The sequence below is a fragment of the Streptomyces hyaluromycini genome (assembly GCF_002217755.1).
Classification (GTDB): Bacteria; Actinomycetota; Actinomycetes; order Streptomycetales; family Streptomycetaceae; genus Streptomyces; species Streptomyces hyaluromycini.
The window spans coordinates 71,548-98,443 of sequence record NZ_BCFL01000031.1; the positions used below are offsets into that span (position 1 = coordinate 71,548).

Annotated in this window: 28 protein-coding genes; 22 read left to right on the forward strand and 6 right to left on the reverse strand. The window is 71.6% G+C overall.

The annotated features are described in order from the left end of the window. Positions 1 to 92 precede the first annotated feature (92 nt). The 5 genes from SSP29_RS41850 (at position 93) to SSP29_RS41870 (ending at position 4,749) form a co-directional block, all read left to right on the forward strand. The gene (locus tag SSP29_RS41850) at positions 93 to 1,229 is read left to right on the forward strand and encodes a thiamine pyrophosphate-dependent dehydrogenase E1 component subunit alpha (RefSeq protein ID WP_089106190.1); all 1,137 of its coding nucleotides are present in this window, start codon (positions 93 to 95) and stop codon (positions 1,227 to 1,229) included. Further along, a complete protein-coding gene (locus SSP29_RS41855) occupies positions 1,226 to 2,203 on the forward strand; it encodes an alpha-ketoacid dehydrogenase subunit beta (protein WP_150135959.1) in 978 nt (325 codons plus the stop codon). Before SSP29_RS41850 ends, SSP29_RS41855 begins: the two co-directional genes overlap by 4 nt. A gap of 11 nt (positions 2,204 to 2,214) precedes the next feature. Beyond that, on the forward strand, positions 2,215 to 3,639 hold the full coding sequence (locus SSP29_RS41860) for a dihydrolipoamide acetyltransferase family protein (protein WP_089106192.1): 1,425 nt from the start codon (positions 2,215 to 2,217) through the stop codon (positions 3,637 to 3,639). 75 nt (positions 3,640 to 3,714) lie between these two features. Further along, positions 3,715 to 4,371 carry a maleylpyruvate isomerase N-terminal domain-containing protein gene (locus SSP29_RS41865; protein WP_089106193.1) on the forward strand — a complete coding sequence of 219 codons (657 nt, stop codon included), beginning with the start codon at positions 3,715 to 3,717 and terminating at the stop codon, positions 4,369 to 4,371. 195 nt (positions 4,372 to 4,566) lie between these two features. Continuing rightward, positions 4,567 to 4,749, forward strand: a complete 183-nt coding sequence (locus SSP29_RS41870) for a hypothetical protein (protein ID WP_089106194.1) — start codon at positions 4,567 to 4,569, stop codon at positions 4,747 to 4,749. 13 nt (positions 4,750 to 4,762) lie between these two features. Here the strand turns inward: SSP29_RS41870 and SSP29_RS41875 are convergent, their stop codons facing one another. Together SSP29_RS41875 and SSP29_RS41880 are read right to left on the reverse strand one after the other, a co-directional pair. After that, positions 4,763 to 5,989 carry a YyaL domain-containing protein gene (locus SSP29_RS41875; RefSeq protein WP_089106195.1) on the reverse strand — a complete coding sequence of 409 codons (1,227 nt, stop codon included), beginning with the start codon at positions 5,987 to 5,989 and terminating at the stop codon, positions 4,763 to 4,765. 199 nt (positions 5,990 to 6,188) lie between these two features. Beyond that, a complete protein-coding gene (locus SSP29_RS41880; protein WP_089106196.1) occupies positions 6,189 to 6,854 on the reverse strand; it encodes a DUF4097 family beta strand repeat-containing protein in 666 nt (221 codons plus the stop codon). A gap of 236 nt (positions 6,855 to 7,090) precedes the next feature. On the opposite strand from SSP29_RS41880, the gene SSP29_RS41885 reads away from it, so the two are divergent. After that, positions 7,091 to 7,846: a GbsR/MarR family transcriptional regulator gene (locus tag SSP29_RS41885; protein WP_089106197.1), complete on the forward strand. Its 756-nt coding sequence runs from the start codon at positions 7,091 to 7,093 to the stop codon at positions 7,844 to 7,846. Here SSP29_RS41885 and SSP29_RS59215 read toward each other — a convergent pair. After that, on the reverse strand, positions 7,752 to 8,222 hold the full coding sequence (locus tag SSP29_RS59215; protein WP_150135962.1) for an NAD(P)-binding domain-containing protein: 471 nt from the start codon (positions 8,220 to 8,222) through the stop codon (positions 7,752 to 7,754). The genes SSP29_RS41885 and SSP29_RS59215 overlap by 95 nt on opposite strands. 118 nt (positions 8,223 to 8,340) lie before the next feature. Between SSP29_RS59215 and SSP29_RS41895 the strand changes: the two genes are divergently transcribed. The 6 genes from SSP29_RS41895 to SSP29_RS41920 all read left to right on the forward strand — a co-directional run bounded on the left by SSP29_RS41895 (position 8,341) and on the right by SSP29_RS41920 (position 14,912). Then, positions 8,341 to 9,012, forward strand: coding sequence for a GntR family transcriptional regulator (locus SSP29_RS41895; protein ID WP_150135963.1), 672 nt, complete (start codon positions 8,341 to 8,343; stop codon positions 9,010 to 9,012). Beyond that, on the forward strand, positions 8,981 to 9,412 hold the full coding sequence (locus SSP29_RS41900; protein WP_089106198.1) for a thiamine pyrophosphate-dependent enzyme: 432 nt from the start codon (positions 8,981 to 8,983) through the stop codon (positions 9,410 to 9,412). The genes SSP29_RS41895 and SSP29_RS41900 overlap by 32 nt, the downstream gene beginning before the upstream one ends. A 278-nt stretch (positions 9,413 to 9,690) precedes the next feature. Beyond that, entirely contained in the window at positions 9,691 to 10,779 is a 1,089-nt protein-coding gene (locus SSP29_RS41905; RefSeq protein ID WP_245883505.1) for a DUF3500 domain-containing protein, read from the forward strand. After that, the gene (locus SSP29_RS60525) at positions 10,779 to 12,155 is read left to right on the forward strand and encodes a HupE/UreJ family protein (protein ID WP_089106199.1); all 1,377 of its coding nucleotides are present in this window, start codon (positions 10,779 to 10,781) and stop codon (positions 12,153 to 12,155) included. The genes SSP29_RS41905 and SSP29_RS60525 overlap by 1 nt, the downstream gene beginning before the upstream one ends. Positions 12,156 to 12,241: 86 nt before the next feature. Further along, entirely contained in the window at positions 12,242 to 13,660 is a 1,419-nt protein-coding gene (locus SSP29_RS41915) for a lamin tail domain-containing protein (RefSeq protein ID WP_245883506.1), read from the forward strand. A 166-nt stretch (positions 13,661 to 13,826) separates the two neighbouring features. Next, complete coding sequence (locus SSP29_RS41920; protein WP_089106201.1) at positions 13,827 to 14,912, forward strand: hypothetical protein; 1,086 nt, start codon at positions 13,827 to 13,829, stop codon at positions 14,910 to 14,912. Here the strand turns inward: SSP29_RS41920 and SSP29_RS41925 are convergent, their stop codons facing one another. Beyond that, positions 14,913 to 15,530 (reverse strand): helix-turn-helix domain-containing protein, encoded by a 618-nt coding sequence (locus SSP29_RS41925; protein WP_089106202.1) that lies wholly within the window; start codon positions 15,528 to 15,530, stop codon positions 14,913 to 14,915. Positions 15,531 to 15,641: 111 nt separating this feature from the next. Here SSP29_RS41925 and SSP29_RS41930 point away from each other — a divergent pair, with 111 nt between their 5' ends. Next, the gene (locus SSP29_RS41930) at positions 15,642 to 16,433 is read left to right on the forward strand and encodes an IclR family transcriptional regulator (RefSeq protein WP_089106203.1); all 792 of its coding nucleotides are present in this window, start codon (positions 15,642 to 15,644) and stop codon (positions 16,431 to 16,433) included. A gap of 25 nt (positions 16,434 to 16,458) precedes the next feature. On the opposite strand, the gene SSP29_RS41935 is transcribed toward SSP29_RS41930, so the two are convergent. Further along, complete coding sequence (locus tag SSP29_RS41935) at positions 16,459 to 17,397, reverse strand: 3-carboxyethylcatechol 2,3-dioxygenase (protein ID WP_167450131.1); 939 nt, start codon at positions 17,395 to 17,397, stop codon at positions 16,459 to 16,461. Next, positions 17,394 to 18,389 (reverse strand): zinc-binding dehydrogenase, encoded by a 996-nt coding sequence (locus tag SSP29_RS41940; RefSeq protein ID WP_089106205.1) that lies wholly within the window; start codon positions 18,387 to 18,389, stop codon positions 17,394 to 17,396. The genes SSP29_RS41935 and SSP29_RS41940 overlap by 4 nt, the downstream gene beginning before the upstream one ends. 101 nt (positions 18,390 to 18,490) lie before the next feature. Here SSP29_RS41940 and SSP29_RS41945 point away from each other — a divergent pair, with 101 nt between their 5' ends. Genes SSP29_RS41945 through SSP29_RS41985 form a run of 9 tightly spaced genes read left to right on the forward strand, consistent with a single transcriptional unit; the run spans position 18,491 to position 26,830 of the window. Beyond that, positions 18,491 to 19,861, forward strand: a complete 1,371-nt coding sequence (locus tag SSP29_RS41945; protein ID WP_089106206.1) for an aromatic ring-hydroxylating dioxygenase subunit alpha — start codon at positions 18,491 to 18,493, stop codon at positions 19,859 to 19,861. Then, positions 19,858 to 20,193: a non-heme iron oxygenase ferredoxin subunit gene (locus tag SSP29_RS41950; RefSeq protein ID WP_089106207.1), complete on the forward strand. Its 336-nt coding sequence runs from the start codon at positions 19,858 to 19,860 to the stop codon at positions 20,191 to 20,193. The genes SSP29_RS41945 and SSP29_RS41950 overlap by 4 nt, the downstream gene beginning before the upstream one ends. Beyond that, positions 20,190 to 21,392, forward strand: coding sequence for an NAD(P)/FAD-dependent oxidoreductase (locus SSP29_RS41955; protein ID WP_089106208.1), 1,203 nt, complete (start codon positions 20,190 to 20,192; stop codon positions 21,390 to 21,392). The genes SSP29_RS41950 and SSP29_RS41955 overlap by 4 nt, the downstream gene beginning before the upstream one ends. Positions 21,393 to 21,396: 4 nt before the next feature. Then, positions 21,397 to 21,948, forward strand: a complete 552-nt coding sequence (locus SSP29_RS41960) for an aromatic-ring-hydroxylating dioxygenase subunit beta (protein WP_089106209.1) — start codon at positions 21,397 to 21,399, stop codon at positions 21,946 to 21,948. Positions 21,949 to 21,987: 39 nt separating this feature from the next. Continuing rightward, entirely contained in the window at positions 21,988 to 22,836 is an 849-nt protein-coding gene (locus tag SSP29_RS41965) for an alpha/beta fold hydrolase (RefSeq protein WP_150135966.1), read from the forward strand. Beyond that, complete coding sequence (gene hcaB, locus SSP29_RS41970; RefSeq protein WP_089106211.1) at positions 22,836 to 23,657, forward strand: 3-(cis-5,6-dihydroxycyclohexa-1,3-dien-1-yl)propanoate dehydrogenase; 822 nt, start codon at positions 22,836 to 22,838, stop codon at positions 23,655 to 23,657. The genes SSP29_RS41965 and hcaB overlap by 1 nt, the downstream gene beginning before the upstream one ends. 57 nt (positions 23,658 to 23,714) lie before the next feature. Then, positions 23,715 to 25,304: an AMP-binding protein gene (locus SSP29_RS41975; protein ID WP_089106212.1), complete on the forward strand. Its 1,590-nt coding sequence runs from the start codon at positions 23,715 to 23,717 to the stop codon at positions 25,302 to 25,304. 1 nt (position 25,305) lies between these two features. Next, positions 25,306 to 25,767, forward strand: a complete 462-nt coding sequence (locus tag SSP29_RS41980; protein WP_089106213.1) for a hypothetical protein — start codon at positions 25,306 to 25,308, stop codon at positions 25,765 to 25,767. Positions 25,768 to 25,783: 16 nt separating this feature from the next. Then, positions 25,784 to 26,830, forward strand: a complete 1,047-nt coding sequence (locus SSP29_RS41985) for a helix-turn-helix domain-containing protein (RefSeq protein WP_089106214.1) — start codon at positions 25,784 to 25,786, stop codon at positions 26,828 to 26,830. Positions 26,831 to 26,896: the final 66 nt, after the last annotated feature.

The following is a 26,896-nucleotide window of genomic DNA, read 5'->3' on the forward strand; positions in this document are numbered from 1 at the left end:
CCCGTATGGCGCCGCGCCGACCCGCGCCCGTGTTCCTGTCCTCCCCATATCCGCCGGTGCCCTCTCGGGCGCCTCCGAGAACGAGAGCCGTGATGCCACGAAAGCCGCCCACACCGACCGCGGACGCCCGACGCTCCGACGGACCGATCCAGTTCCTCACACCCGAGGGGGCGTTGGAGTCCGACAGCCGGCTCGGGCTGCCCGCCAGGCTCGATCTGCCCGCGCTCTACCGGGACATGGCCCTGGTGCGCCGTCTGGACACCGAGGCGATCGCGCTCCAGCGCCAGGGAGAGCTGGGGCTGTGGCCCTCGCTGCGCGGGCAGGAGGCCGCCCAGGTCGGGGCCGCCCACGCGCTGAGCGCCCAGGACATGGTGTTCCCCACCTACCGGGAACACGGTGTGGCCTGGTGCCGGGGACTGGACCCGGTGTCGCTCCTCGGTCTCTTCCGCGGTACGACGCTGGGCGGCTGGAACCCCTACGAGAACCGCTTCCAGCTCTACACCCTGGTCATCGGCGCGCAGACGCTGCACGCCGTCGGCTATGCCATGGGACTCGTCCGGGACGACGCGATCGGCTCGGGGGACGACAGCCGCGACACGGCCGTGCTGGTCTTCCTCGGCGACGGCGCGCTGAGCGAGGGCGAGACCAACGAGGCCTTCGTCTGGGCCGCCGCCCAGAACCTGCCCGTGGTCTTCTTCTGCCAGAACAACCAGTGGGCCATCTCCGCCCCCTACAGCGTGCAGAGCCGGGTCCCCGTCGCGCAGCGCGCGTCCGGCTTCGGCTTCCCCGGCGTCCGCGTGGACGGCAACGACGTGCTGGCCTGTCTCGCGGCGACCGGTGACGCCCTCGCCCGGGCCCGGTCGGGCGGCGGGCCCACCCTGATCGAGGCGGTGACCTACCGCGTCAACGCGCACACCACCGCGGACGACGCCGGCCGCTACCGGCCCGCCTCCGTGACCGACGAGTGGATCGCCAAGGATCCCCTGGAGCGGCTGCGCCGCCACCTCACCGCGAGCGGGGCGGTCGACGAGGAGTTCTTCGCCGGCATCGAGCGGCGGGAACACGAACTGGCCGATCACCTGAGGACCGGCTGCCGGTCGCTCCCTGTGCCGGGCCCCGCCTCGTCCTTCGAGCACACCTACACCACGATGCCCGCCGAACTCGGGCACCAGCTGGCCGGGCACCTGGAGTTCGTCGCCTCCGGCCAGGAGAACGGGGCCACGCGATGAGCATGCCAGGCATCTCCATGGTCAAAGCCCTCAACAACGGTCTGCGCAGGGCCCTCCAGGACGATCCCAAGGTCCTGCTGATGGGCGAGGACATCGGACGCCTGGGCGGGGTCTTCCGCGTCACCGACGGCCTGCGGAAGGAGTTCGGCAGCCTGAGAGTCGTCGACACCCCGCTCGGCGAGGCCGGCATCGTCGGCGCCGCGATCGGTCTCGCCCTGCGCGGCTACCGCCCGGTCTGCGAGCTCCAGTTCGACGGCTTCGTCTACCCCGCCGCCAACCAGATCATCAGCCAGCTCGCGAAACTCCGGCACCGCTCGGGCGGCGCGATCACCCTGCCGGTCGTCATCCGCATCCCCTACGGCGGCGGCATCGGTTCCATCGAGCACCACTCGGAGTCACCCGAGGTCCACTTCGCCCACACGGCCGGGCTGAAGGTGGTCACCTGCTCCAGCCCGCAGGACGCCTACGACATGATCCGCCAGGCCGTCGCCGCCGACGATCCCGTGATCTTCCTCGAACCCAAGCGGCACTACTGGAGCAAGGGCGACGTCACCGACGAGCCCCCGGCACCGCTTGAGCGGGCGCGCGTCACGCGCCCCGGCACCGACGCCACCCTCATCGCCTACGGTCCGACGGTCCCCGTCGCCCTGGCAGCGGCCGACGTCGCCGCCGGGGAGGGCCGCAGCGTCGAGGTCGTCGACCTGCGCAGTCTGTCGCCGCTGGACATGGACACCGTACGGGAGTCCGTCCACCGCACCGGTCGCGCCCTCGTCGCCCATGAGGCCTCCCTGTCCCACGGGTTCGGGGCCGAACTCGCCGCGAGGATCCAGCAGGAGGAGTTCCATTTCCTCGAAGCACCGGTTCTCCGCATCACGGGATACGACACCCCCTACCCGCCGAGCCGCATCGAGTCGGACTGGCTTCCCGGTGTCGACCGGATCCTCGATGCCCTCGACCGCAGCATGAGTTACTAGAGGCGGGCACCATGTCACAAGAACGAGTTTTCCTGTTGCCCGACGTCGGCGAAGGGCTCACCGAGGCCGAGATCCTCCAGTGGGCGGTGAAGGCCGGCGACACCGTGGAGATCAACCAGATCCTCGTCGAGGTCGAGACGGCCAAGGCCGCGGTCGAACTCCCCTCTCCCTACGCGGGCGTTGTCGGGACCCTGCACGCGCGGGAAGGCGAGACCCTGCCCGTGGGGCAGCCCCTCATCACCATCCTCGCCGATGCCGATGCCGATGCCGATGCCGATGCCGATGCCGGTGTCGATGCCGGTGTCGGTGTCGGTACGAGTCCCGACTCGGCCGCCGAGACCGCGGAGGTTTCCGGCATGGAGGCCCTCCTGGTGGGATACGGGCCGCAGGAGCCCGCCGGCCGTCGCCGACGCCGTCCTACCCCCGCCGTGCCCACCGCCCGGCCGGTCACGGAACCGCCGGTCGCGGAACCGCCGGTCGCGGGACCGCCGGTCGCGGAACCGGCGGTCGCAGCCGAACCGCCGGACCCGGCCGTCGGGCGGACGGCCGCGAAACCGCCCGTCCGGAAACTCGCCAGGGACCTGGGCGTTGACATCGCCACCGTCACGCCGACGGGACCCGGATCCACCGTCACCCGCGACGACGTCCGCAGGGCGGCGGGATCGAGTCCCGTCACGGCGCCGGAAGGTGCCCCGGGGAGCGTCCCGGTGACCGTTCCGGAGTCCGCCGCCGAGACCCGTATCCCGATTCGCGGGGTACGCAGACGCACCGCCGCCGCCATGGTCGCCTCGGCGTTCACCGCGCCGCACGTCACCGAGTTCACGACGGTGGACGTCACCGCGACCATGCGGCTACGGGACACGGTGGCCGCCCGCCGCGAGTTCCGCGACCTGCGCGTCACGCCACTGCTCTTCGTGGCCCGGGCACTCCTGCTGGCTCTGCGCAGGACCCCTGAGGCGAACGCCAGTTGGGACGAGGCCGCCCAGGAGATCGTGCTCAAGCACCACGTGCATCTCGGCATCGCCGCCGCCACCGAACGCGGGCTCATCGTCCCCAACATCAAGCACGCCGACCGGATGTCCCTGCGGGAGCTCGCCGAGGCGCTCGCCAAGCTCACCGGTACGGCCCGGGCCGGGAGGACGACGCCCCGGTCGATGACCGGCGGGACCATCACCATCACCAACGTCGGCGTGTTCGGCGTGGACACCGGCACCCCGATCCTGAATCCGGGGGAGGCGGCCATCCTCGCCCTGGGTGCCGTCCGGCGCATGCCCTGGGTCGTGACGGACGCGTCGGGGGCGGAGGCGATCGAGCCCCGCTGGGTGACCCAGCTGGCTCTGTCCTTCGACCACCGGCTCATCGACGGCCAACAGGGCTCCGAGCTGCTGGCCGGCATCGCCGCCGTCCTGCACGATCCCGGGCTGGCGATGCTCTGACGGGGCGAACCACCGGTCGCCGGGCCGGTGTTCGCAGGGAGGGGCGGCTCCTTCGGGTCACGGTACGGTCCTGCCATGTCTCGATCAGCCGATAGTGATCTCTCCCGGTCCCCTGTCACCGCCGATGACCTCGACCTCGCCGTGCAACTCGCGGTGGCCGTCCTGAGCGAGGCGCCCCCGGCCGCTTGGGAAGGCAAGGCCGGTTCGCTGGAGTGGGACTGCTGGGAAACCGTCGAGCACCTCAGCGACGACCTCTTCGCCTACGCCGCGCAACTGGGCCCGAAAACACCGCCCTTGGACGGGGAGGTGCCCTTCGTGTGGGAGAGCCGGCGGCCCGGCGGTCCGGCGAACGCCATTCACGCGGACCGCGCGGCCGGACCCGCCGGTCTGCTGCAGGTCCTGGAGGCGAGCGGTGCGCTGCTGGTGGCCATGGTGCGCACGACGCCACCGCAGACCCGCGCCCACCACGTCTTCGGCGCCTCGGACCCCGAGGGCTTCGCCGCGATGGGAATCGTGGAGACCCTGGTGCACACGCACGACCTGGCACGCGGGCTCGGACTCGCATGGAGTCCGCCTGCCGGTCTGTGCTCCCGGGTGCTCGTCCGGCTGTTTCCGGACGCCCCGTCGTCCACGGATCCCTGGCCCACCCTCTTGTGGGCCACGGGACGCGCCGAACTGCCCGGGCACCCTCGTCTCACCACATGGAGCTGGGACGGCGCGCCCCGGGCATAGGAGCCCCGGGCACAGGACGGGAAGGGCTCACCGGGCCGATCGCCCCGCAGATTCCCCAATTCGGCGCGACAGCCGTGAAAGGCGGTCAGAATGTGGCGGTGAGGCCGGTGGTGTGGGGCGCCGGACGTCGGGTGCTGTGAAAAGAGAGTTCCGTCTTCGGGCAACGGCGTACGCTCCGCGTCGAAGGAGGGTGCCATGGCCGCTCACGCGAAAGCGATCGGGATCTGGTGGCTTGCCACCATGGCTGCCCTGACCACGGCGGTCATCGCGGTCGTCCTCGTCGTCCAGGCCGACTCGGGGGAGGCGTCCCCGCCGCCGCCGTCTCCCCTCACCGCACCGTCGACTGACGCGCCCGGGACGACGAGCGCCTCCCCCTGAGGGCCGAGCGTCGTCAGACCGTCGACAGATCGATCGCCCGGTCCAGGTCGTGCGGTTGCAGGACGCGCAGGATCGCCTCCAGGAGGTAGTAGTCGGCGTAGGGGAGGGAGATCTCGATGCCGTCCTCGGCGGGGCGGTTGCGGGTGCAGCGGGCGACGACGGCCTCGGCGCGGGTGGAGTGGGTGGTGAGGCAGGTACGGCAGAGCGCGTCGAGTATGCGCAGGGCGGTGGTGCGGTACGGCGTGCTTCCCGTGGCGGCGGCCAGGTCGAGCAGCCCGCAGGCCATGACGGTCGCGGCGGAGGCGTCCTTGACGTCGTACGGCTGCTGCGGTGCGCGGTAGTCCCAGACGGGCACGTGGTCCGGTCCGAGGGTTTTGACGGCGTAGTCGGCGAGCGTGCGGGCGGTGGCGAGGAACCGGCGGTCGCCGGTGCGGCGGAACATGGTGGTGAAGCCGTAGATGCCCCAGGCCTGTCCGCGGGCCCAGCAGGACGTGGGGCTGTAGCCCTGGACGGTGTTGGGGCCGATGGGGGAGCCGGTGGCGGGGTCGAGGTCGTAGACGTGCGGGGTGGATCCGTCCGGTCGCGGGAAGAGGCGGCCGGTGGTCTGCGCGTGTCCCACGGCCGCGTCCATGAAGGCGCCTTCGCCGGTCTGCTGGGCGGCGAAGACGAGCAGGTCGAGGTTCATCATCGTGTCGATGATCATGCGCCCCGCGTTGTCCGGGGTGTTGAGCGCGCCCCAGGCCCGCAGGTAACGGCCGCGGGGGTTGTAGCGCTGGAGCAGCGAGCGCGCGGCCTGCACGGCGCCGTCCCGCCAGGACGTGTCGCCGGTCAGCCGCCAGGCGGTGACCCAGGACGGGGTGAACAGGAAACCCAGGTCGTGCGTGCCGGTGTCGTACTGGCGGGGGGCGAGTTTCGCGGCGGACGCGAGGGCGAGGGTGCGCAGGCCGTCGTCGCCGCTGTGGAGCCAGCTCATCCAGAGGATGCCCGGCCAGAATCCGCCGACCCAGTCGCCGTTCTGGGAGTAGACCCACTTCTCGGACTTCGTCCCGACGGGGAAGGCGCTCACCCCGGGCGCGACGGCTCGCACTTTCGCCACCGCGTAGTCGGCCGCGTCACGCAGCGCCGCCTCCGTCGCCACAGGCGCCTGGCCGGTGAGCGCCTGCGCGGACTGAGGTACGGCGGCGTACGCGACCGCGGCGCCGCCTGCGGTGGCCAGCACGGCCCTGCGGGACATGTGCATGGGTGCCTTCCTCTCCAACTTGGCTGATCCGTGGGGGGAGTTGAAGGAGTCTCGCATGCAGGGGCGCGTGCGTATATACATGTGCGCAAGGTTCAAGTATGTGAATGTGATGGGTGGTTCGCCAGTCCGGCCGACGGCTTCCCCGAGGGGCCCGGCGTGGGTCGCCGGGCTCCTCGGGGCGGGCGGCCGGTCGGTGCGTCTAGAGGCTGCGGGCGGTGATGTCGCCCCGGGAGGTGGTGGCGCGGATGTCGAGTTCGGTGGTGCCGTCGTTCTTGAGGGCGTTGCTGATGCGGCCGTGGCCGGTGTCGGCGTCCAGGGCGGCCGAGACGCCGGCGGCCGCGCCGACCGAGATGTCGCCGTCCTGGGTGCGGAGCACGACCGTGCCGCGCATGGCCTCGTTGATCCGGATGCCGCCCCGTGCGGTGCTGATCTCCGCCGGGCCACCGAGCCGGCCGACCTCGACGTCGCCGTCGGTCGCGGTGAGGCGGAGGCTCGCGGCCTCGTCGATCTTGATCTGCCGGTATGCGCCGTCGAAGGCGACGTCGCCGAGCCGTCCGACACCGCGCAGTTCGGTACTGGCGGCCCTGGCCTCGACGCGGGAGCCGGCGGGGAGCTGGACGGTGACCTCGACGGAACCGGAGGGGCCGAAGAGCTGGTTGCCGGGGGCCGCGGCCGTGATCCGCAGGACGCCGTCGGTGTAGGTGACGGCGGTCTGCTCCGCAGCCTTGACGTCGCGGCTCTTGGAGGGGGTGGAGGGCAGGACCTCGACGGTGGTGTCGGTGCGGTCCGCGGCGATGAACTGGATCCGTCCGGCGGGGATGTCCAGGACGGCGGAGATCGGGGCGGGGGTGTCGAACTTCTGCATCGTGGTCTCCCGTTGGCGTTCGTTGTTTCCGACATTGAAAACGCTACGTTGCCTTCCCGGTTGTGGCAACGAGTTCGTTGCGTAAGGTGTGAAAAGTAGCAGCTCAGTGCCTAGAAACTGTTGCAACGGATCGGAAATCAATGCAACGCTGAGACTGTCTTCGTTGCAATGGATTACTGGTGAACGCTATGCTCGGGGGGCAGGGACCGCCACCGAGGAACAACGAGGAGAACGTGATGCCGGGAGGCAGGCTCAGTCAGCAGGAACGCCAGCAGATCGCGCTGGGGCTGGCCGACAGCCTCCCCTACGCCGAGATCGCCCGCCGCCTCGACCGTCCGACCTCGACGGTCACGCGTGAGGTGATGCGCAACGGCGGTCCCGCCGCCTACCGCGCCGACCTGGCCCACCGCGCCACCGAACGCCGCGCCCACCGGCGCCGGCCCGCCTCCTCCCGGGGGCCGGGGGCGGTGCCGCAGCCGCACGGACGCGACCCCGAGGCCGTGGCCGAGTACGAGGAGACGCTCACCACCGTCTTCATGCAGTCGGGTACGCCCAAGATGATGGCCAGGGTGCTGGCCTGCCTCTGTATCAGCGACGCGGCCAGCCTCACCGCGTCCGAACTCGTCCAGCGGCTCCAGGTCAGCCCGGCGTCCGTCTCCAAGGCGGTCGCGTTCCTGGAGGAGCAGGGGCTCGTCCGCCGGGAGCGCGACGAACGCCGCCGCGAGCGTTACTTCGTCGACGACGACGTCTGGTACCAGTCGATGGTGGCCAGCGCGCGCGGCACCGCCCAGGTCGCCGAGACCGCACGGCAGGGCGTCGCCGTCCTCGGCCCCCGCACCCCCGCCGCCAACCGCCTGGAGAACATCGCCCGCTTCCTCGACTTCGTCAGCGAGAGCATCACCCGCGCCGCCGAGCAGGCCCGCGAGGTCCTGCACGCCAGACCCGCCCCGGCCTCCGACGACACCGGCCGGCCGAGTCCGCACGACGAATAGACGGCCGTCCCGGTCGGCGCGACGGCAAGACCTGCTCAGCGAGTCCGCAGAGTCCACAGGGCGCGCCGAGGTGCCGTTTCACCGCGGGCGACGCGGTGTTGAGGTCCGCCCACAGGCAGCCGGGCGCGGTGCCGGCGAGGCCCGCGCGCAGCGCGTCCGGGGCGGCCGAGGCGCTGTTGACGCTCAGGACCAGATCGCTGCCCGCGGCCGACTCCGCCTCGCCGCCGGTGCCCACGACACCCGGCGGCGCCGCGGCCTTCGGGTCGTAGCCGCGCACCAGCGCCCCCGCGGCGACCAGGTCGCCCGCGATCGCGCCGCCCGCCTCGCCCAGCCCGAGTACGGCGATACGAAGACCGGCCACGGCGGTGGAGTTCACAGGTGCCTCCCAGTGCGTGCTCATCGTCCCTGGCCGGAGGCCGTCACGGCAGGGCAGGATTGGCGACAATATCGTTGCCATTCTGATCGTTCCGTTGCGGAGCGGAAAGGGGAACCACGTGTCGGCAGCACCCAGCATCCCGCCCGGGTCCGACCCGGTCGTCGAGGTCATCCGCGCGGCGATCGTGCGCGGGGACCATGTGCCGGACCAGCGGCTCGTGGAGGTCGATCTGGCGGAGCGGTTCTCGGTGAGCCGCGGCGCCGTGCGTTCCGCCCTGCTCCAGCTGGGCAACGAGGGGCTGGTGGAGCGCATCCCCAACCGGGGCGCCCGGGTGCGCGCGGTGCCGCCGGCCGAGGCGATCGAGATCACCGAGGTCCGGATGGTGGTCGAAGGCCTGTGCGCCGCCAAGGCCGCCCAGCGGGTGACCGACGCGGAGATCGCCGAACTGCGCGAGATCCGCGCGGAGATGATCGCAGCGGTCGAGGCCGGGGAGGTCGTGATCTACTCCCGCTTGAACAACCGGCTGCACCGCCGTCTCGTGGAGCTGAGCGGTCAGGCCACGACCGGGGGCGCGCTGGAGCGGCTGCGCGGCCAGTCGGTGCGGCACCAGTTCCGGCTCGCCCTGCAGCCGGGGCGGCCGGCCGTCTCGCTCCCCGAACACCTCGCGATCATCGATGCCGTCTGCGGCCGGGACCCGGTCGCCGCCGAGCAGGCCGCCCGGGGGCACCTCGGCAGTGTCATCCACGCACTGCGGATGAGTGCCGACACGGCATCCTCGCGGGCGAGTTAGCGCGGCGGCCGGTCCGTGTCGGGCGCGGACGGCGGTCGGTACCGCTTTCTGCGCGCCGTTGATCGGCGACGGCGGCTTCGCCGTGACGGCGACCGAACTGCGGACGGCCGTCGCCCGCCGCCTGCGGCTGACGGTGATGGTCTTCTGCGACGGCAGCCTCAACCGCATCGAGCTCAAACAGCGGGCCCTCGGCTACGGCGGCACGGCGACCCGGCTGGACGACATCGACCTGGTCGCGCTCGCGGGCGCCATGGGCTGCGACGGCGTGCGCGTGACCTCGGCGGCCGAACTGGAGAAGGCCACGACCGGCCTCGCGACCCGTACGGGCCCCCTGCTCGTCGAGGCCTGCATCGACCCCGCCCAGTACGAGGCCCAGTTCCAGGGGGGCGTAGCGTACTGATCAGGCACCGAATGCACCAGGTGAAGAAACTGAAATTCTCGGTCGTAGGACACAGCAAACCACAGGTGAATCCGAGTACTTCTCGATGGCATCCATAGCGGCTGCTGGTGGAATTTATCTCCTTCACGCAACGGGCGGAGAACTCCGGGAAGTGATCCGGCGGCTGCGTTTATGGGAACCGCGTCCGGAATTCCTGCACCCCGTCTTCCGAAGGGACCGGCAAGATGCCAGAAACCAAAACTCACCGCAGGTTAAAGAGCAAGTGGAAGCGCACGGGCGTGGCCTTCGCCGCGGGAACGGCCCTGCTCCTCGGGGGGATCTACGTCAACGCCGACGCCGCGACCACCCCGAGCGACTCCTCGGCCGGTGACACGTCGGCCGACGGCACCGCGGCCACCACCGAGGCCACCACCGAGGCCTCGTCGTCCGTCTCGGACGTGGTCGACGCCGCCAACGCGTTCCTGGACACCCTGGACAGCGACCAGCAGTCCGACGTGCTCCTCGACTTCACCGAGGCGAACGCCACCGCCTGGTCGAACCTCCCGTGCGGCTCGACCTGCCGGGTCGGCATCGAGTTCAGCACCCTCAGCGACGAACAACTGACCGCCGCCAAGGCGGTGATCGAGGCGGCCACCGGTACCGGCAGCGGCACCGGGTACGACCAGGTCACCCAGATTCTGGCCGCCGACGACAAGCTCGGCGAGACCGCCAGCGGCTACGGGAGCGGCAACTACTACCTGGCGTTCCTCGGCACCCCGAGCACCGACGGCACCTGGCAGCTGCACTTCGGCGGTCACCACCTCGCGCTCAACCTGACCTACAAGGACGGCGAGGTCGAGGGCACCACCCCGTTCTTCATCGGGGTGGAGCCGACCAGCTGGACCGGCGACGACGGCACCTCGTACGCACCCCTGGCCGGGATGCACGACGGGATGGAGGACATGCTCGCCGGCCTCAGCGACGACGAGCTGGCGGAGGCGAAGCTCTCCGAGTCGTTCAGCGACGTGCTGCTCGGCCCCGGTGAAGACGGCGACTTCCCGGAGACCAAGGAGGGCCTCCAGGTCAGCGAACTCACCGACGACCAGCAGGAACTGGTCCTCGCGGCGATGGAGCCCTGGGTCGACGTGGCGGACGACACGACCGCGGCCTCCGTGCTCAGCGCCTACAAGGCGGACCTCGACGACACCTACATCGCCTACTCCGGCAGCTCCGACCTGAGCGCCCAGGGCGACTACGTGCGCATCGACGGCCCAGGCGTCTGGATCGAGTTCGTCTGCCAGAACGGCGTGGTGTACCAGAGCCAGGTCCACTACCACACCGTCTACCGGGACCACGACAGCGACTACGGGGGAGAGTTCTCGTTCTGATGAACCGCCTGCCGATCTCACTGTCGCATGCCCTGCGCATGCTGGCCGGGATCGCGACGGTGGTCACGGCGGCGCTGCTCCTGGCAGCGCCGCCCGCCGCCGCACATCCCATGCCGCACTCGGTGCTCCTGCTCGACGTGCACGAGACGTCGGTCACCGCCGAACTGGAGCTCCCGGTCGGCGACTTCGCCCGGGCCGGCGGAATCGACCTGGACGAGGACACCACGGCACGGCAGCTGTCGGCGCGGGAAGCCGCGATCCGCCGCTACCTGGCCGCCCATGTGCACCCCACCACCCGCCGGGGCCAGGCCTGGACCGTCACGTTCGGAGCCATGGGCCTGAGCCGGTCCGAGCAGACCTCCACCGGTCCCTACCGCGAACTGACCGTCCAGGCCACGCTCACCCCGCCCGCCGGCGGGGACCCGCGCCGGTTCGTCCTCGACTACGACGTCATCGTCCACCAGGTCGTCACCCACACCGTGCTGGTCTCCGTCCGCCAGGACTGGGCCACCGGAAAAGTGGCCGACGACGGCCAGAGCGACGCCACCCAGGTCGGCGTCATCCGCATCGACACCCGGACGATGACCATCGCCCCGCTCACCGTCGACCTGGAGGACGGGAGTATCTGGAGCGGCACCTACGCCATGTTCCGGCTCGGCGCCCACCACATTCTCGAAGGCACCGACCATCTGCTGTTCCTGCTCATTCTGCTGCTGCCCGCACCCCTGCAGGCCGCCGGAAACCGCTGGCGCGGACTGGCGAGCACAAGGACCGCCGTCGGCCGCATCGGCCGAACCACGCTGGCATTCACCGTCGGGCATTCCGTCGCGCTCGCCGTGAGCGCCTTCGGACGCCTCGACATACCGGCCCAACCGGTCGAGGCATTCATCGCCTTCAGTATTCTCGTCGGCGCCGTCCACGCAATTCGACCGCTCTTCCCGGGGCGTGAGGCCGTCGTCGCCGGTGTCTTCGGCCTGGGGCACGGGCTCGCTTTTTCCCTCACCCTCGCCGAGATGCACCTCTCCACCTCCCAATTGGCGCTCAGCCTCGCGGGATTCAATCTCGGTATCGAATGCATGCAACTCGTCCTGGTCCTGCTCGCCCTGCCGAGCCTGGTCTGCCTCACCCGGCTGCGCAGGCACGCAGCCCTGCGCACCGCCTGTGCCGGACTCACCGCCGTCGCGGCCCTCGGCTGGCTGCTGGACCGCCTCGGTGTGGCCAACCCCGTCGCCCGCGCGGCGGACAGCGCGGGGACCCACACGTCCCAGCTGCTCCTCGTCCTGGTCACCGCTGCCGTGCTCGCCACGCTCTGGACGGTCGCCCCGCACGATCGCGGCAACCCCCGTCGATCTTGGCGGTTCGCACACCGTTCATAACGTCCTCACCTGCGCGAAGGCGGCCGTTCCAGCCGCGCCGGAAAGGTCCTGGCGGCCTGTCACAACGAAACCCCAGGACGGACTTGGTGACCGAATCACGCGTTCGCCGGTGGCGCCGCAGCCTCCGTGTTCTGCTCGTCGCCGTCGCCGGACCGACGCTCGCCGTCGGCGCCCTGACGGCGTCCCCCGCCCACGCGGCGGCGGCCGACGACATCCGGATCAACGAGGTGGTGACCACCGGGGACGTCAACGACTCCGTGGAGCTCTACAACAAGGGCACCGCCACGGTGGACCTCTCCGACTGGATCCTCAGGGACGACAACGACAGCTCGAAGTACGCGATAGCCTCCGGGACCACCCTTGCGCCCGGCGGATTCGTCGCCTTCGACGTGCACAACTCCTTCGGCCTGGGCTCCGACGACGAGGCGCGCCTCTACCTCGCGGACGGCACCACCCTGGTGGACAGCTTCGGCTGGACCCAGCACTCCGACCCCTCATGGTCGCGCTGCCCCGACGGCACCGGTGCCTTCGGCTCGGCCGTGCTGACCCTCGGCGCCGCCAACGACTGCGGCTCCGGCGGCATTTCGGCGACCGCATGGCCGGGCGGCAGCTCGATCGCCACCGCCGACACCAAGAACGCCTTCGGCTCCGACCTGAGCGGCCTCTACCAGGAGGGGAGCGTGCTGTGGGCGGCACAGAACAGCGGCAAGCTGTGGCGGCTGGTGCCCAACGGCTCCACCGCCTGGAAGGCCGACACCACAGGCGGCTGGACCTCCGGCAAGACGCTCAAGTTCCCCGGCGGTTCGGGCACGCCCGACGACGAGGGCGTCACCCTGACCGGCTCCGGTTCCAGCGGCGGCGTGTACGTGTCGAGTGAGCGCAACGCGGACTCGTCCGGCACCAGCCGGCTCTCCGTCCTCAAGTACGACGTGAGCGGCACCGCCACCACCATCACCGCCTCCACCGAGTGGAACCTGACCTCCGACCTGCCGTCGGTGGGCTCCAACCTCGGCCTGGAGGGCATCACCTGGGTCCCCGACGCCGCTCTGACCGCCGCCGGGTTCAAGGACGCCTCGACCGGTGCCGCCTACAACCCGGCGAACTACGGCTCGCACACCGGCGGGGTGTTCTTCGTCGGTGTCGAGGGCACCGGCATGATCTACGGCTACGTCCTCAACGACGGCGGCACCTTCACCCGCGTCGCGTCCGTCAGCAGCGGCATGGCCGGTGTCATGGAGCTGCAGTGGGAGCCGCAGGCGTCCCGTCTCTGGGTGGTCTGCGACGACACCTGCTCGGGCCAGCACCGCACCATGCAGATCAACACCTCCGGCGTCTTCGCCGCCACCGCCGTCTACAACCGCCCGTCCGGCATGGACAACTTCAACAACGAGGGCTTCGCCGTCTCCGGCTCCGACGCGTGCAGCGGCGGCAGCAAGCCCGTGTGGTGGTCCGACGACAGCAACGACAACGGTCACGCGCTACGCAGGGGCACCATCACCTGCTGAGCCCTGCCGGGCCGCCCGCGCCGCGCTGTATGGTACGCCCGGCATCACCCGCACCATTCGGAACACACGCCAACTCCCTTACCGGCACGTCGACTTCACCGACGTGCCGGTTCCTTTCGCCGCCCCCGGAGGAACCGTGGCAACCCCCCGCACCCACCGTTTCCGTGTGCCTCTGACCCGACGCAGATCCCTCGCCGTGACGGCCGCCCTCGCCGCCGTCTGCGGTGCCGGCCTCACCCAGCCGACCCCCGCCAGCGCGGACGCCGCCAGCGACCGAGCCGCCCTCGCCCAGTGGTGGGCCCCGGTCAACTTCCAGGACGTCGACTCCACCGGCGAGACCGCCCTCGGCGGCAAGTCCGACTACATCACGTCCTACGACTACGACGGCGACCTCAACGGCCGCAACAACTGGGAGAACACCAGCCAGTTCCCGCTCGCGGCGCACGTCTACTACTCGGTCGTCCAGACCCCGTCCTTCTCCTACCTGCTGTACACGTACTTCCACCCGCGCGACTGGTCGGACGGGGTCCTCGACAACTACCAGGAGGACCTCACCGAGCACGAGAACGACGCCGAGGGCGTCCTGGTCGTCGTCGCCAACGACGGCTCCGCACATGGGCAGTTGAAGGCCGCCATCACGGTCGCGCACAGCAACTTCTACTCCTGGGTGCCCTCCGGCAGCGACTTCACCAGCGGGCAGGAGACCGTCGACGGCACGCTCAAACTGCAGGGCGACCCGCACGACGACGGCCACGGCCGCCCGTTCACGACCCAGCAGCCCAACACCCATGCCGCGTGGGCCGAGGGCTACCTGTCCCAGGAGCGCAGCCAGTACGCGAGCGGCGACGGCATCGTCTACTACCCCGGCTCCACCGCCGAGGTGCCGTCCGGCTCCAACGACCGTGACGTGCAGTACACCCTGACCGACGTCTTCGCCGCGAACGGCATGTGGGCGAACCGCACCCTCACCACGCTCTTCGCGACGCCGAACAACTTCGCGGGCGACGACAGCTCCAACCCCTACGGAGCCAAGTGCGGCGCCGGCGGGGTCCTCGGCCCGGCCAACGGCGCGTGCGACACCGACGCGGCCAACCCGCCCTGGGCCTGGGACGACTCGAACGACCTGCCCGGCCGGGGCTACCTCGCCACCAACCCCGCCGAACTCGTCTGGGACTACTTCAACTGGTCCGGCAAGCCCTCCTCGCCGGACCTCGCCTACACCTGGGACCAGTACAACGGCATCACCTCCTGATCAGGCGCCGGGCCCGCCCTGCAGCACCGTGGGGCTGATCTGCCGTACCTGAGGCAGCGTGGTGACCATGTGGGCGACCACGCGCTCGCTGAGGCAGACATGGCGGTGGGGGATGTCCCCGGGGAACCGGGCGAAGTCCCCTGCCGCCAGGTCGACCGGTTCGGTGACCGGGCCGGTGCGCAGCTTGCCGGTGATCACATAGATGTGGTGGAGCGTGCCGGCCGCGTGCGGGACGACGGGCTCGGGCTGCCTGCCGCTGCGCTCAAGGCGCAGCACCAGGGTCCGCACGTATCCCGAGCCGTACACCTCGTCGAGCAGCCGCTCCGACCAGTTGCCCGCGTCCGCCCACTGGCCCTCGTCGTGGCGCTGGACGTAGACCGGCGTGCCCCACTCGGTGAGCAGCCGGCGGGCCGGCACGTCCAGGGCCGCGCCGAGCAGCGAGAGCGTCTCCACGGTCGGGTTGCCCGAGCCCTGCTCGATCTTCGACAGCGTCTGCTTCGAGAGACCGGAACGGCGGGCCAGTTCGCCCAGTGACATGGCACGTTCGAGCCGGAACCGGCGGACGTTGCGGGCCACCAGCTCGTTCTCATGGGCCAGGTCGTCACTTTTAATGTGCATCCCGTCATTGTTGACGGACGGCTGGCGGTCTGGCCATGCTTGTCACGTAAAAGTTTCCGGACGGTCTACTGAAAATGACACCGGACCCCCTCGCAGCTGAGGTGAACCGCCATGACCACCGCCTCCCTCGCCTCCCAGGCCCGTGACGACCGGGCCGCCGTCGACAAGGCCATCAGCCTGCTGGTCGCCTTCGGTGACAGGGCGAGCAGCGGTGTCGGCGTCAGCGAGCTGGCCCGGCGGGCCCAGCTGAGCAAGTCGACCGCGCACCGGGTGCTGGGCATGCTGGAGCGCAACGGCGTCGTGGAACGGGTCGGCACGGACTACCGGCTCGGCGAGCGCCTCCACCAGCTGGGCCGCTCCGTGTACGCGGCCGGCCACGAGAGCCTGCGCGACCTGCTCCTGCCGTACCTGACCGACCTCTACGAGCTCACCCGGCACACCGCCCACCTCGCCGTCCTGCACGGCACCGACGTGGTTTACCTCGGCAAACTCCACGGTCACCGCCCGGAGCCGGTCCCGTCCCGCATCGGCGGCCGGCTCCCCGCGCACGCCACCGCCGTGGGCAAGGTCATGCTCGCCTACGACGCCGAGGCGGCCGCCCAGGCGATCGCCGGGCCGCTGCACCGCTTCACCGCCCGGACCATCGCCGACCCGGCGGCACTCTCCGCGGAACTGGACCGCATCCGCCGGACCGGCATCGCCTACGACGACGAGGAGAGCCAGCTCGGGCTGAGCTGCGTCGCCGCGCCCGTCCTGGGCCGGTCGGGGCGGGCCGTGGCCGCGCTCTCCATCGCCGGGCGGCGCGGCCGGATCGACACCCGGCGGCTCGGCGCCGACGTACGCCGGGTCGCGGCGGCGGCCTCCCTGGCGCAGCAGCGGACGGGCCGGCTGCAACGCCCGTGACCCGGGGACCTGCCGCGCCCGTGACTCAGGCGCGCTCCGCCGTGGCGACCGCGAAGCCCGCTATCCACTCCGGGATCGGCGCGTAGAAGCGGGAGGTCATCCGGTAGTCACCGGTGGCGGCGAGGGACGCGAACGCGGCGATCCAGGTGCGGACCTCGTGGGCCGAGCCGCCGCCCTCGGCGCCCATCCACTCCACGGTCCAGGAGTCGACGTCCGCCAGCCGTCCGCTTTCGAACACGTCCAGGACCTGGTTGTCCCAGGCGGGGTTGATGGGGATCATTCGCGTCGAGCCGGCCGCGTACTCCCGGCCCGCCTGCACCACCCGCTCCTCGCCCCGGGCCCGCTGCTCGGGCGTCGGCGGGTGTCCCTCGATCAGGGCGTCCGCGACCCGGGGCGGAGCACCGTCCAGGACCGGGACGGGCGGGTCGTGGGAGAGCCCGCCGGAGCCGAGGAACAGCACCCGGCGGTCGAGTCCGGCCGCGGCCTGCCCGACGGCCGTGCCCAGCGCGCGGATCCGGCCGACCGGGCCGAGCGGAGTCGCGACCCCGTTGACGAAGACCGGCACGACCGGCACCTTGTCGATGCCGCCGAACAGCACCTCCAGCGGCTGGACGAAACCGTGGTCGACCGTCATCCGCGCCGAGACGGTCAGGTCCACGCCACGGTCGAGGACCCCGCGTGCCAGCGCCCCGGCCGCCTCCGTGTCGACCGACAGCGGACCGGCCGCCGACCCGAAGTCACCGACGGCGTGCGCCGCGGTGGCCAGGCAGAACGGCGGCATCTCCCTGTAGAAGAAGCCGTTGTAGTGGTCCGGGGCGTACAGGACGACCAGTTCGGGGTCGTAGGCGCGGACGAAGGAACGGGCCCCCTCGACCGCTTCGGCCACGGCGGCGAGGACCTCGGGCGCGGGGTCGTTCCTGCCGATCAGGGGGGAGTGGGACAGCCCGACGGCGGCGGCGTTCACGATGGTTCTCCCTGGGGGCGGGGCTGGGGGTGGACGACGAGCTTGCCGGTCAGCCGCCCGTCGATCATGAGCTGGAACCCCTTGTGGATCTCGGCCAGGGGCAGGGTGCGGTCGATGACCGGACGCAGACCGGTGGCGTCCATCAGCTTCAGCAGGGCGACCAGTTCGGCCCGGGTGCAGCCGGTCGAGCCGAGGATGCGCTGCTGGAGGTAGAAGACCCGGCCGAGGTCGGCGGGCGGGTTGGTGCCGCTGGTCGCCCCGGCGATGACGACCGTGCCGCCGGGGCGCAGCGACTTCAGCGAGTGCGACCAGGTCGCCTCGCCGACCGTCTCGACCACCACGTCCACCCGCTCGGGCAGCCGTTCACCGGTCGCCACGGCCCGGCGCGCGCCCCAGGACTCGGCCTGCGCCCGCTTCTGAGCGCTGCGGCTGGTGGCGTAGACGACCGCCCCGGCGGCCACCGCGAGCTTGATCGCGGCCGAGGCGACCCCGCCCCCGGCGCCCTGCACCAGCACCCGGTCGCCCGCCCGGATCCCGGCCCGGGTGAAGAGCATCCGGTACGCGGTACCCCAGGCGACCGGCAGACAGGCGGCCTCGTCGAAGGTGAGCCACGCCGGCTTGGGGATCAGATTGCGGGCGGGGACGGAGAGGTACTCGGCGAAGGCGCCGTCGTGCTGCTCCGACAGCAGCGCCCGCCCCGGGTCCAGCGTCTCGTCGCCCAGACCGGCGTCCGCGTCGGCGATCACCGGATGGACGAGGACCTCGTTGCCGTCCTCGTCGTACCCCGCCGCGTCACAGCCGAGGACGACCGGCAGCCGTTCCGGTGGATGGCCCACCCCGCGCAGGGTCCACAGGTCGTGCATGTTCAGCGACGACGACATCACACGGACGGTCGACCAGCCGGGGCGCGGCCCGGGCTCGGGAACGTCTCCGACGACGAGACCGGCCAACGGGTCGGACGCGCTCTGGGAGACGGCGGTTGCGGCAAGCATGGGAGCACGCTCTCCCGCCGCCCCGGGCCGCCGACAGCCCGCGTGCCGTCGTACGGAACGGCCGATGGCACCCGTCCGACCTGCTGCTGTTCGCTGAGGCCATGACCTCGACGAACGAACCCAAGGGCGCTGCCACGGCGGCACCGCGCGGGGCGCTCAGGCGCCCCGCGGACCTGGCACGGAACATCGACGTCTCCGGGCTCGTCGACACCGAGGGCGGTCTGCTGGACCGCATGGTCTTCACCGACGGGGAGCTGTACCGGCAGGAGTTGCGCAGGGTCTTCGCGCCGAGCTGGCTGTTCCTCGCGCACACCGACCAGTTCCACCGGCCCGGCGACTTCTTCACCACGTACATGGGCGAGGATCCGGTCATCGTCACCCTGGACCGCGACCGGCGGATCCGCGCCTACCTCAACTCCTGCCGGCACCGGGGCGCCCGCGTCTGCCGCGCCGACTCCGGCACCACCCGCAACTTCACCTGCACGTACCACGGCTGGTCCTACAACCTGGACGGCTCGCTGGTGAGCGTCCCCAACCGGGACGGCTATCCCGGTGAGTTCGCGCCGGCCGACTGGGGCCTGGTGGAGGTCCCGCACGTGGAGACCTATCGCGGGCTGGTCTTCGGCACCTGGAACTCCGACCCGGTCCCGCTGCGCGAGTCGCTCGGCGACATGGCCTGGTACATGGACGCCATGCTCGACCACGACGGCGAGGGCACGGTCGTCGTCGGCGGGGTCCACAAGTGGGTGCTCGAAGGCAACTGGAAACTGGCGGCCGAGCAGTTCGCCACCGACTGGTACCACGTGAACATGAGCCACGCCTCGGCACTCATGCTGCTCGCACCGGCCGGCCGCAAGCCCAAGGACGAGGTCGTACACCGCACCGGCCGCCAGTACGCGGACCCGAACGGCCACGGCGCCGGCTTCCCGGTCCATCCCAGGAACCGGTTCGACGCGCAGACCGTGCACAAGTGGACCGACTACGACGCCCTGCGCGAACGCCTCGGCGCGGCGCGGGTGGAGGGACCGCTGACCAACGGACACGCGACCGTCTTCCCGAACTTCTCCTACCTCCCCGTCAACGGCTCCGTCCGGGTCTGGCACCCCAAGGGCCCGGACCGGATGGAGGTATGGGCCTGGACGATCGTCGACAAGTCCATGCCCGAGGAGGTCCGGGAGGCCCAACGCCTCTACAACCTGCGGACGTTCGGGCCCAGCGGGATCTTCGAGCAGGACGACGGCGAGAACTGGAGCGAGGTGCAGGCGATCGCACACGGCTTCATCACCAACGGCGTCGCCCTCAACTACCAGATGGGCATGGGCAGCGAACGCCACGACGGCCGCCATCCCGGTCTGACCAGCGAGCTGTACAGCGACGCCGCGGGCCGCGCCTTCTACGGCCGCTGGCGCGAGCTGATGAACACCCCTGCCTGGCACGAGGGGCACGAGGAGCACGAGGAGAGCAAGGCATGAGCAACGGCATCCGGGTCGCGGCCCTCGACGACATCCCCCAGGGCGAAGGCCTCGCCGTCGCCAAGGAGATCACCGGCACGGCCGACGACATCGCCCTGCTGCGCGACACCGACGACACCGTGTACGCCCTGGACGACACCTGCACCCACGAGGACGCCTCACTGGCCGACGGCTGGGTCGAGGACGGCTATGTCGAATGCCCGCTGCACGCCAGCAGGTTCTGTCTGAAGAACGGCGAGGTCCAGGGGCTGCCCGCGACCAGGAACACCTGCCCGCACCGGGTCGAGGTCCGCGACGGCGAGGTCTGGCTCTTCCCCGGGGAGGCGCCGTGAACGTGGTCGTCGTCGGCGGCGGCATCGCCGGCGTCAGCACCGCCGCCGCCCTGCGCTCCCAGGGCTTCGACGGCGAGATCACCCTCGTCGACGCCGGTGAGTTCCCCTACGACCGGCCGCCGCTGTCGAAGGACTACCTCGCCGGGACCAGGCCCGCACGGCAGCTCGCCCTCCAGCAGCCGTCCTGGTACGACGATCAGCGCGTCCGGCTGGTCAACCGCACCACGGTCACCGCGCTGCGCCCGGCCGAGGGCAAGCTCGAACTCTCCGACGGCACCATGCTGCCCGCCGACCGGGTCGTCCTCGCCACCGGCGGCAGCGCGGCCCGCCCGCCGATCCCCGGCATCGACGGCGAGCGCGTGCACGTCCTGCGCACCGTCGAGGACGCCGACCGGCTGCGCCCCGCACTGACATCAGGCGCCCGCATCCTCGTCGTCGGCGCCGGCCTGATCGGCGCGGAGACCGCCTCGACCGCCGTACGCCTGGGCTGCGAGGTCACCCTGGTCGACCCGCTGGCCACACCGCTGGCCGCCGTGCTCGGCCCGGAACTCGCCACCTGGCTGCAGGACATGCACACCTGGCACGGCATCACCACCGTCCAGGCGGCCGTGGAGTCGTTCACGGACCGCGGCGGCCACGTCGAGGTCCGGCTGACCGGAAAGGCCGCATCACGGTCGTACGACGCCGTCGTCGTCGGCGTGGGCATGGTCCCGCACACCGGGCTCGCCGAGCGGGCCGGCCTCGACGTGGACCGGGGCATCCTGGTCGACGCCGGACAGGCGACCTCCAACCCGGCCGTGCTGGCGGTCGGCGACCCGGCCCGGCCGCGGGGTCAGGCCCGCGCCGAGCACTGGGAGGCCGCGCAACAGGACGGCGCCCGGGCCGCCGCCACCCTCCTCGGCACCGCGGCACCCGCCCCGACGGCGCCCTGGTTCTGGACGGACCGGCACGGCCGCCACATCGAGGCGGCCGGGCACATGGCGTCCGCCGCCGAGACCGTCGTACGCGGCTCCTGCGCCGAGCCGTCCTTCGCGGTCTTCGGCCTGCGCGACGGACGGGTGGTGGCCGCTGCCGCCGTCGACGACTCCGCCGCCGTACGCGCCGCCCGCCGGATGATCGACCGCCGGACACCGGTCGACGCCGGACGGCTGGCGGACCCCGACGTGAGCCTGCGCGCCCTGCTGCGCCCGGAAAGGTGACCCCGTGACCTCCCTCGCCCAACGCGCCGACCGCGACACGCACTTCGAGGTCGAGCAGTTCTACTACGAGGAGGCCGCCCTCCTCGACGACGGCCGCTACACCGACTGGCTCGACCTGCTCGCCGACGACCTCGACTACTGGGTGCCCACCCGCACCAACCGGCTGCGCCGGCAGCAGACGCTGGCGGTGGCCGCGCGGGGCGAGGCCGCGTTCTTCGACGAGACCAAGGAGAGCCTGGCCTGGCGCATCCGCCGGTTCGACTCGGGCATGGCCTGGGCCGAGGACCCGCCGTCCCGCACCCGCCACCTGGTGTCCAACGTGATGGTGCGGCACCACGACCCGGCCGAGAACCCGGAGTTCACCGCCGACGACCTGCAGGTGCGCTCCGCGTTTCTGGTCTACCGCAACCGCCTGGAACGCGAGGAGAACGTCTTCGCCGGCAGCCGCACGGACGTGCTGCGCAGAGGCGAGGACGGCAGCCTGCGGGTGGCCCGCCGGACCGTCCTCCTCGACCAGAACGTGCTGCTGGCCAAGAACATCTCGACCTTCTTCTGACTCCTGTGATTCCTCTGATTCCTCCGATTGGGAACCGTCGTGACCGAACTCAAGCACCATCGCGTGGCCACCTCGCTCGGTGAGATCGCCGTCGCCGAGACCGGTGAGGGACCGGTCCTGGTGATGCTGCACGGCGGCGGCCCCGGAGCCTCCGGCGTCGCCAACTACCACCAGAACCTCGCCGCGTTGGCCCGGCACTTCCGGGTCGTCCTGCCCGACCAGCCCGGTTTCGGCGGCAGTTACCGACCGACCGACGCGGACCTAGCCGAACGGTCGATCACCGCGATCACCGTCGACGCGCTCTTCCAGGCCCTCGACTCCCTCGGCATCGACGGCTTCCACCTGCTCGGCAACAGCCTCGGCGGCGCGGCTGCCATCGCCATGGCCCAGCAACGCCCCGAGCGGGTCGCCCGGTTGGTGCTGATGGCACCCGGCGGCGGCTGGCTGCCGTCCGGGCCGACGCCCACCGAGGGACAGAAGGAGATGTTCCGCTACTACAACGGCGGCGGGCCCAGCGAGAAGAAGATGGCCGCGTTCATCCGCACCATGGTCTACGACCACCAGCAGTTCGGCGCGGACGTGGTGAAGGCCCGCTACGAGGCCTCCCTGGACGAGAGCCACATCGCCTTCTACCACCGCTACAACGCGGCGTTCGCGAAGCGCGGGGGCATGGACCCGCTCTGGCGCGACCTGCACCGGATCAAGGCGCCCACGCTGCTGCTCTGGGGCCGCGACGACCGCACGATCACGCTCGACGGCGCCCAGCTGATGCTCCGGCAGATCCAGGACGTGCAGCTGCACGTGTTCGGCCGGTGCGGGCACTGGGTGCAGCTCGAACGGCAGGCGGAGTTCGAGGAGCTGGTCGTCGGCCACCTCGGGGAGCGGTGATGGGCTGGCTGCCCGGGTACGTCGCCCTGGTCACGGGCGGGGGAGCGGGCATCGGCCGCGCGGTCACCGAGAGGTTCGTGGCCGAGGGCGCCTCGGTCACCGTCTTCGGCCGGGACAAGAGCCAGTTGGACAAGGTCGTCGCCGTCGCCCCCGACCGGATCCACGCCGTCACCGGCGACGTACGCGACTCCGGGCGGCTGCACACCGCCGTCGCCGAGACCGTCGAACGCTTCGGCAAGCTCGACACCCTCGTCGCCAACGCCGGTGTCTGGGACTACCAGCGGCAGCTCACCCGGCTCGGCGCCGCCGAACTCGACGCCGCCTTCGACGAGATCTTCGCCGTCAACGTCAAGGGCTGCCTGCTGGCGGCCGAGGCGGCCTGGCGGGAACTGGTGAAGAGCCGCGGCAGCATCGTCATGACCCTCTCCAACGCCTCCTTCTACGTCAACGGCGGCGGCCCCCTCTACACCGCCAGCAAGCACGCCTGCCTCGGCCTCATGCGCGAACTCGCCTACGAACTCGCGCCCAAGGTCCGCGTCAACGGCGTCGCCTGCGGCGGCATGAACACCGACCTGCGCGGCCCCGAGGCGCTGGCGCTCGGCGACCGCTCGATCTCCGCGTCCTTCGCGAAGAAGAGGCCGGACGCCCCGGCGCTCGTCCCGCTGCACGACTCCAGCACCGACCCGCGCGACTTCACCGGGCCGTACGTGCTGCTCGCCGCCCGCGAGCAGAGCGGCCCGATCACCGGACACGCGATCTCCGTCGACGGCGGCATCGGCGTCCGCGGCTTCACGCACGCCGCCGGCGGCGACCACCTCTGACGACTTAGACGACTCCGACGACTCCCGACCCATGACACTCGACGAGGAGTGCTGACTGTGTCCAGCCCCCACCCGCGCAACTCCGGACTCCGGGTCGACCTCAACCCGGCCGCGGCGGTGGCCCGCCACGCCCGCCAGCAGGCCGACGAGGTGGTCGTCCGCTACCCGGGCGGCGACCTCACCTACGCCGAACTCGACGACAGGGCGGCCCGGTTGGCGAGCGTCCTGGCGGGCGGCGGCGGCGTCGTCGACGGCACCCGCGTCGCCTATCTCGGCCTGAACAGCCCGGCGTTCCTGGTGACCATGCTCGCCGCGTTCCGGCTGGGTGCCGTCTTCGTCCCGGTCAACTTCCGGCTCGCCGAGCCCGAGCTGGAGCGGGTCCTGGCGGGCAGCGGCGCCGAGGTGATCGTCTGCGAGGAGGGCCACCGCCTCCCGGTCGAAGCGGTGCGCGGGGCCACGGAGCTGCGGCGCCTCCTGCTGGTGGACGACGACCCCGAGGTACCGGCCGCCGCCGGCGCCGCCGGCTGGGAGCCCTGGTCGCCGCTGATCGCGGCCGCGCCGCCGACGACCGCCCTCGCCCAGAAGTACGCCGACGACCCGGCGATCCTGATGTTCACCTCCGGCACCACCGGGACGCCCAAGGGAGTCGTGCTCACCCACGGCAACGCCTGGTGGAACTCCGTCAACGTCGACCTGCGCCTGGACACCCGCCGCGGTGACGTCACCTACGCGGCCGCCCCGCTCTTCCACATAGGCGCCCTCAACAGCTTCGCCCTGCGCACCCTCGTGCGCGGCGGCACGGTCGTCGTACGCCGTTCCTTCGATCCGCAGGAGTGCCTCGACGACCTGGTCACCCACCGGGTCAACTCCATGTTCGGCGTCCCGCAGATGTTCGCGGCACTGGCCCGCGTCCCGGGCTTCTTCGAGCGGGATCTCGGCGAGCTGCGCGCGGTGGTGGTCGCGGGCGCACCGGTGCCGCCGTCCCTGGTCGAGCTCTACGCCGGGCGCGAGGTGCTGCTGCAGCAGGCGTGGGGCCTGACCGAGACCGCGCCCTTCGCCACCCACCTGCCCGCCGAGCGCACCCTGGACAAGCTGGGGTCGGCGGGGATCGCCATGCCCTACACGGAGGTGCGGGTCGTGGACGCCGTCAGCAACGAACCCGTGAAGGCGGGGGAGCCCGGTGAGGTCGTGGTGCGCGGCCCCAACGTCACCGCGGGCTACTGGAACAATCCGCAGGCGACAGCGGCCGCGTTCGACGCGGGGGGCTGGTTCCACTCCGGGGACATCGGCTATCTCGACGAGGACGGCTGTCTCTTCATCGTCGACCGCCTCAAGGACATGATCATCAGCGGTGGGGAGAACGTCTACCCGGCGGAGGTGGAGCGGGTCCTGGCGGCCATGCCGGGTGTGGTGGACGTCGCCGTGGTCGGGGTGGCCGACGAACAGTGGGGCGAGTCCGTCGCGGCGGTGGTCACCGTCGCCGCCGGCACCAGCATCGGTCTGGAGGACGTCCGCGCGTACGCGGCCGGCCGGCTGGCCCGCTACAAACTCCCGCGGCGGCTCACGCTGGTGCCGGCGGTGCCGAGGAACGCCTCCGGAAAGCTGGACAAGGCCGTCATCCGACGGCTGGCGACCGAGGAGGGCTGAGATGATCACGGTGCCCGCGGTCCCGGCGGACCTCGCCCCGCACCCCGGCTGGGAGACCGTGCCGACCGCCCGTGGCCGCACCGCGGCCGGCTTCCGCCTGTGCCGGGACGGGGTGACGGTGGACGTACGCCTGGAACGGTGTGCCGCGGGACGGCTGCAGAACGCGTATCCGGCCGGCGCCCGCGACCTGGAGCTACGGGTGGCTGCCGGATGCCCGGAGCACCTGCTCCCGGCGCTGCTGCGGAGCCTCACGGCGGCGGTCCGGGACGCCGATCCGCACTGCCGGCGGGTCGTCCTCGCCCTGCCCGTCGCCGACCGGGGCGGGATCGATGCCGCCGGGTCGGCCGGTTACCGTTACGCCGTGGACGTCGACCTCGGGCAGGAAGAACTGGCCCTGCTGGTGGCGGAACCCGACTGGGTGACCGTCACCGACATCGACCTGGACCGCGTCCCGGGCGCCTGAGAGCGGGGCACAGCACATGACCGTACCGGCCCTCACCCCGGCGCAGCTGTCGTCGTTCACGCTGCTTCTGCACGACGTGCGGCGGGTGGCCGGGCTTGACCTCGTCGTCGGCACGTTCATGGACACCGGCGCCGACCACTACGTCGTCGACCAGCTCGTCGGGACCACCAGCGACGGCCTGCGCAACCTGCGGGTCACCGTCGGCGCCGGACTCGGCGGCAAGGCGATGCTGCTGACCAGGCCGGTACTGGTCCAGGACTACTGCAGCGCGGAGGGGATCAGCCACGACTACGACGCGGCCGTACGCCGGGAGGGGGTCGGCGCCTCCTTCGCCGTGCCGATCAGGGTGCCCCGGGGGCCGCGGGGCGTGCTCGTGGGCGGACTGCGCCATGAACACGTCTTCGGCGACCGCGTCATCGGCGACGTCCTGACGTTCGTCCGCGCCCTGGAACGGGACCTCGCCGAGGACCTGGCCCTGAACCGCCGTCTGGAGCGCCTGCGGGCGGCGGCCGGAGGGCGTGCGGCCGGCGGCTGCGGCGGGGCGGGCGGCGTGGCGGAGCGGCGGCGGCTCGCCGGCGTCTGCTCGGAACTGGTGCAGATCGCGTCCTCGATGGCGGACGGGCCGCAGCGGCGGCAGATCGAGGCCCTGGTCCTGACGCTGACCAACGAGGCCGCGGCGGCCGTGGACGACGTACTGACGGCCCGGGAGCGGGAGATCCTCGCCGAGGTCGCGCTCGGCGCGACCAACCGGGAGGCCGCCGCGCGGCTCGGCATCGGCGCCGAGACCGTGAAGTCCAGCCTCGCGTCGAGCATGCGCAAGCTGGGCGTGCCCAACCGGGCCGCGCTGGTCGCCGCCCTGATCCTCCAGGGCTCCCGCGACCACCTCGTCTTCGCCGACCACACCAAGGCGTTCGCCGACAAACTGACGGCGGCCGGCATCACCCACCGCTATGTCGAGCTCCCGTTCCTGGAGCACGCCTACGACCAGTCCTCCGCCAACATCGGCACCAAGGCCACTCGGGCACTGCTGCTGCCCTGGCTGCAGAAGTACGTCGGGAGCTGACGCCCGGGGTTCGACGCGCGCGATCGGCCCGGAGCTGCTGTGCTGGGTGAGGGGGCTTCGGACCGT

Bases quoted from the DNA above. Each gene is read 5' to 3' on its own strand.
- SSP29_RS41875 (WP_089106195.1), bottom strand. From the start codon at position 5,989: ATGCACATGTCCCGCAGGGCCGTGCTGGCCACCGCAGGCGGCGCCGCG.
- SSP29_RS41925 (WP_089106202.1), bottom strand. From the start codon at position 15,530: ATGCACATTAAAAGTGACGACCTGGCCCATGAGAACGAGCTGGTGGCC.
- SSP29_RS41980 (WP_089106213.1), top strand. From the start codon at position 25,306: ATGATCACGGTGCCCGCGGTCCCGGCGGACCTCGCCCCGCACCCCGGC.
- SSP29_RS41940 (WP_089106205.1), bottom strand. From the start codon at position 18,389: ATGCTTGCCGCAACCGCCGTCTCCCAGAGCGCGTCCGACCCGTTGGCC.
- SSP29_RS41885 (WP_089106197.1), top strand. From the start codon at position 7,091: ATGCCGGGAGGCAGGCTCAGTCAGCAGGAACGCCAGCAGATCGCGCTG.
- SSP29_RS41850 (WP_089106190.1), top strand. From the start codon at position 93: ATGCCACGAAAGCCGCCCACACCGACCGCGGACGCCCGACGCTCCGAC.
- SSP29_RS41870 (WP_089106194.1), top strand. From the start codon at position 4,567: ATGGCCGCTCACGCGAAAGCGATCGGGATCTGGTGGCTTGCCACCATG.
- SSP29_RS41855 (WP_150135959.1), top strand. From the start codon at position 1,226: ATGAGCATGCCAGGCATCTCCATGGTCAAAGCCCTCAACAACGGTCTG.
- SSP29_RS41880 (WP_089106196.1), bottom strand. From the start codon at position 6,854: ATGCAGAAGTTCGACACCCCCGCCCCGATCTCCGCCGTCCTGGACATC.
- hcaB (WP_089106211.1), top strand. From the start codon at position 22,836: ATGGGCTGGCTGCCCGGGTACGTCGCCCTGGTCACGGGCGGGGGAGCG.
- SSP29_RS60525 (WP_089106199.1), top strand. From the start codon at position 10,779: ATGAACCGCCTGCCGATCTCACTGTCGCATGCCCTGCGCATGCTGGCC.
- SSP29_RS41945 (WP_089106206.1), top strand. From the start codon at position 18,491: ATGACCTCGACGAACGAACCCAAGGGCGCTGCCACGGCGGCACCGCGC.
- SSP29_RS41930 (WP_089106203.1), top strand. From the start codon at position 15,642: ATGACCACCGCCTCCCTCGCCTCCCAGGCCCGTGACGACCGGGCCGCC.
- SSP29_RS41865 (WP_089106193.1), top strand. From the start codon at position 3,715: ATGTCTCGATCAGCCGATAGTGATCTCTCCCGGTCCCCTGTCACCGCC.
- SSP29_RS41860 (WP_089106192.1), top strand. From the start codon at position 2,215: ATGTCACAAGAACGAGTTTTCCTGTTGCCCGACGTCGGCGAAGGGCTC.
- SSP29_RS41950 (WP_089106207.1), top strand. From the start codon at position 19,858: ATGAGCAACGGCATCCGGGTCGCGGCCCTCGACGACATCCCCCAGGGC.
- SSP29_RS41985 (WP_089106214.1), top strand. From the start codon at position 25,784: ATGACCGTACCGGCCCTCACCCCGGCGCAGCTGTCGTCGTTCACGCTG.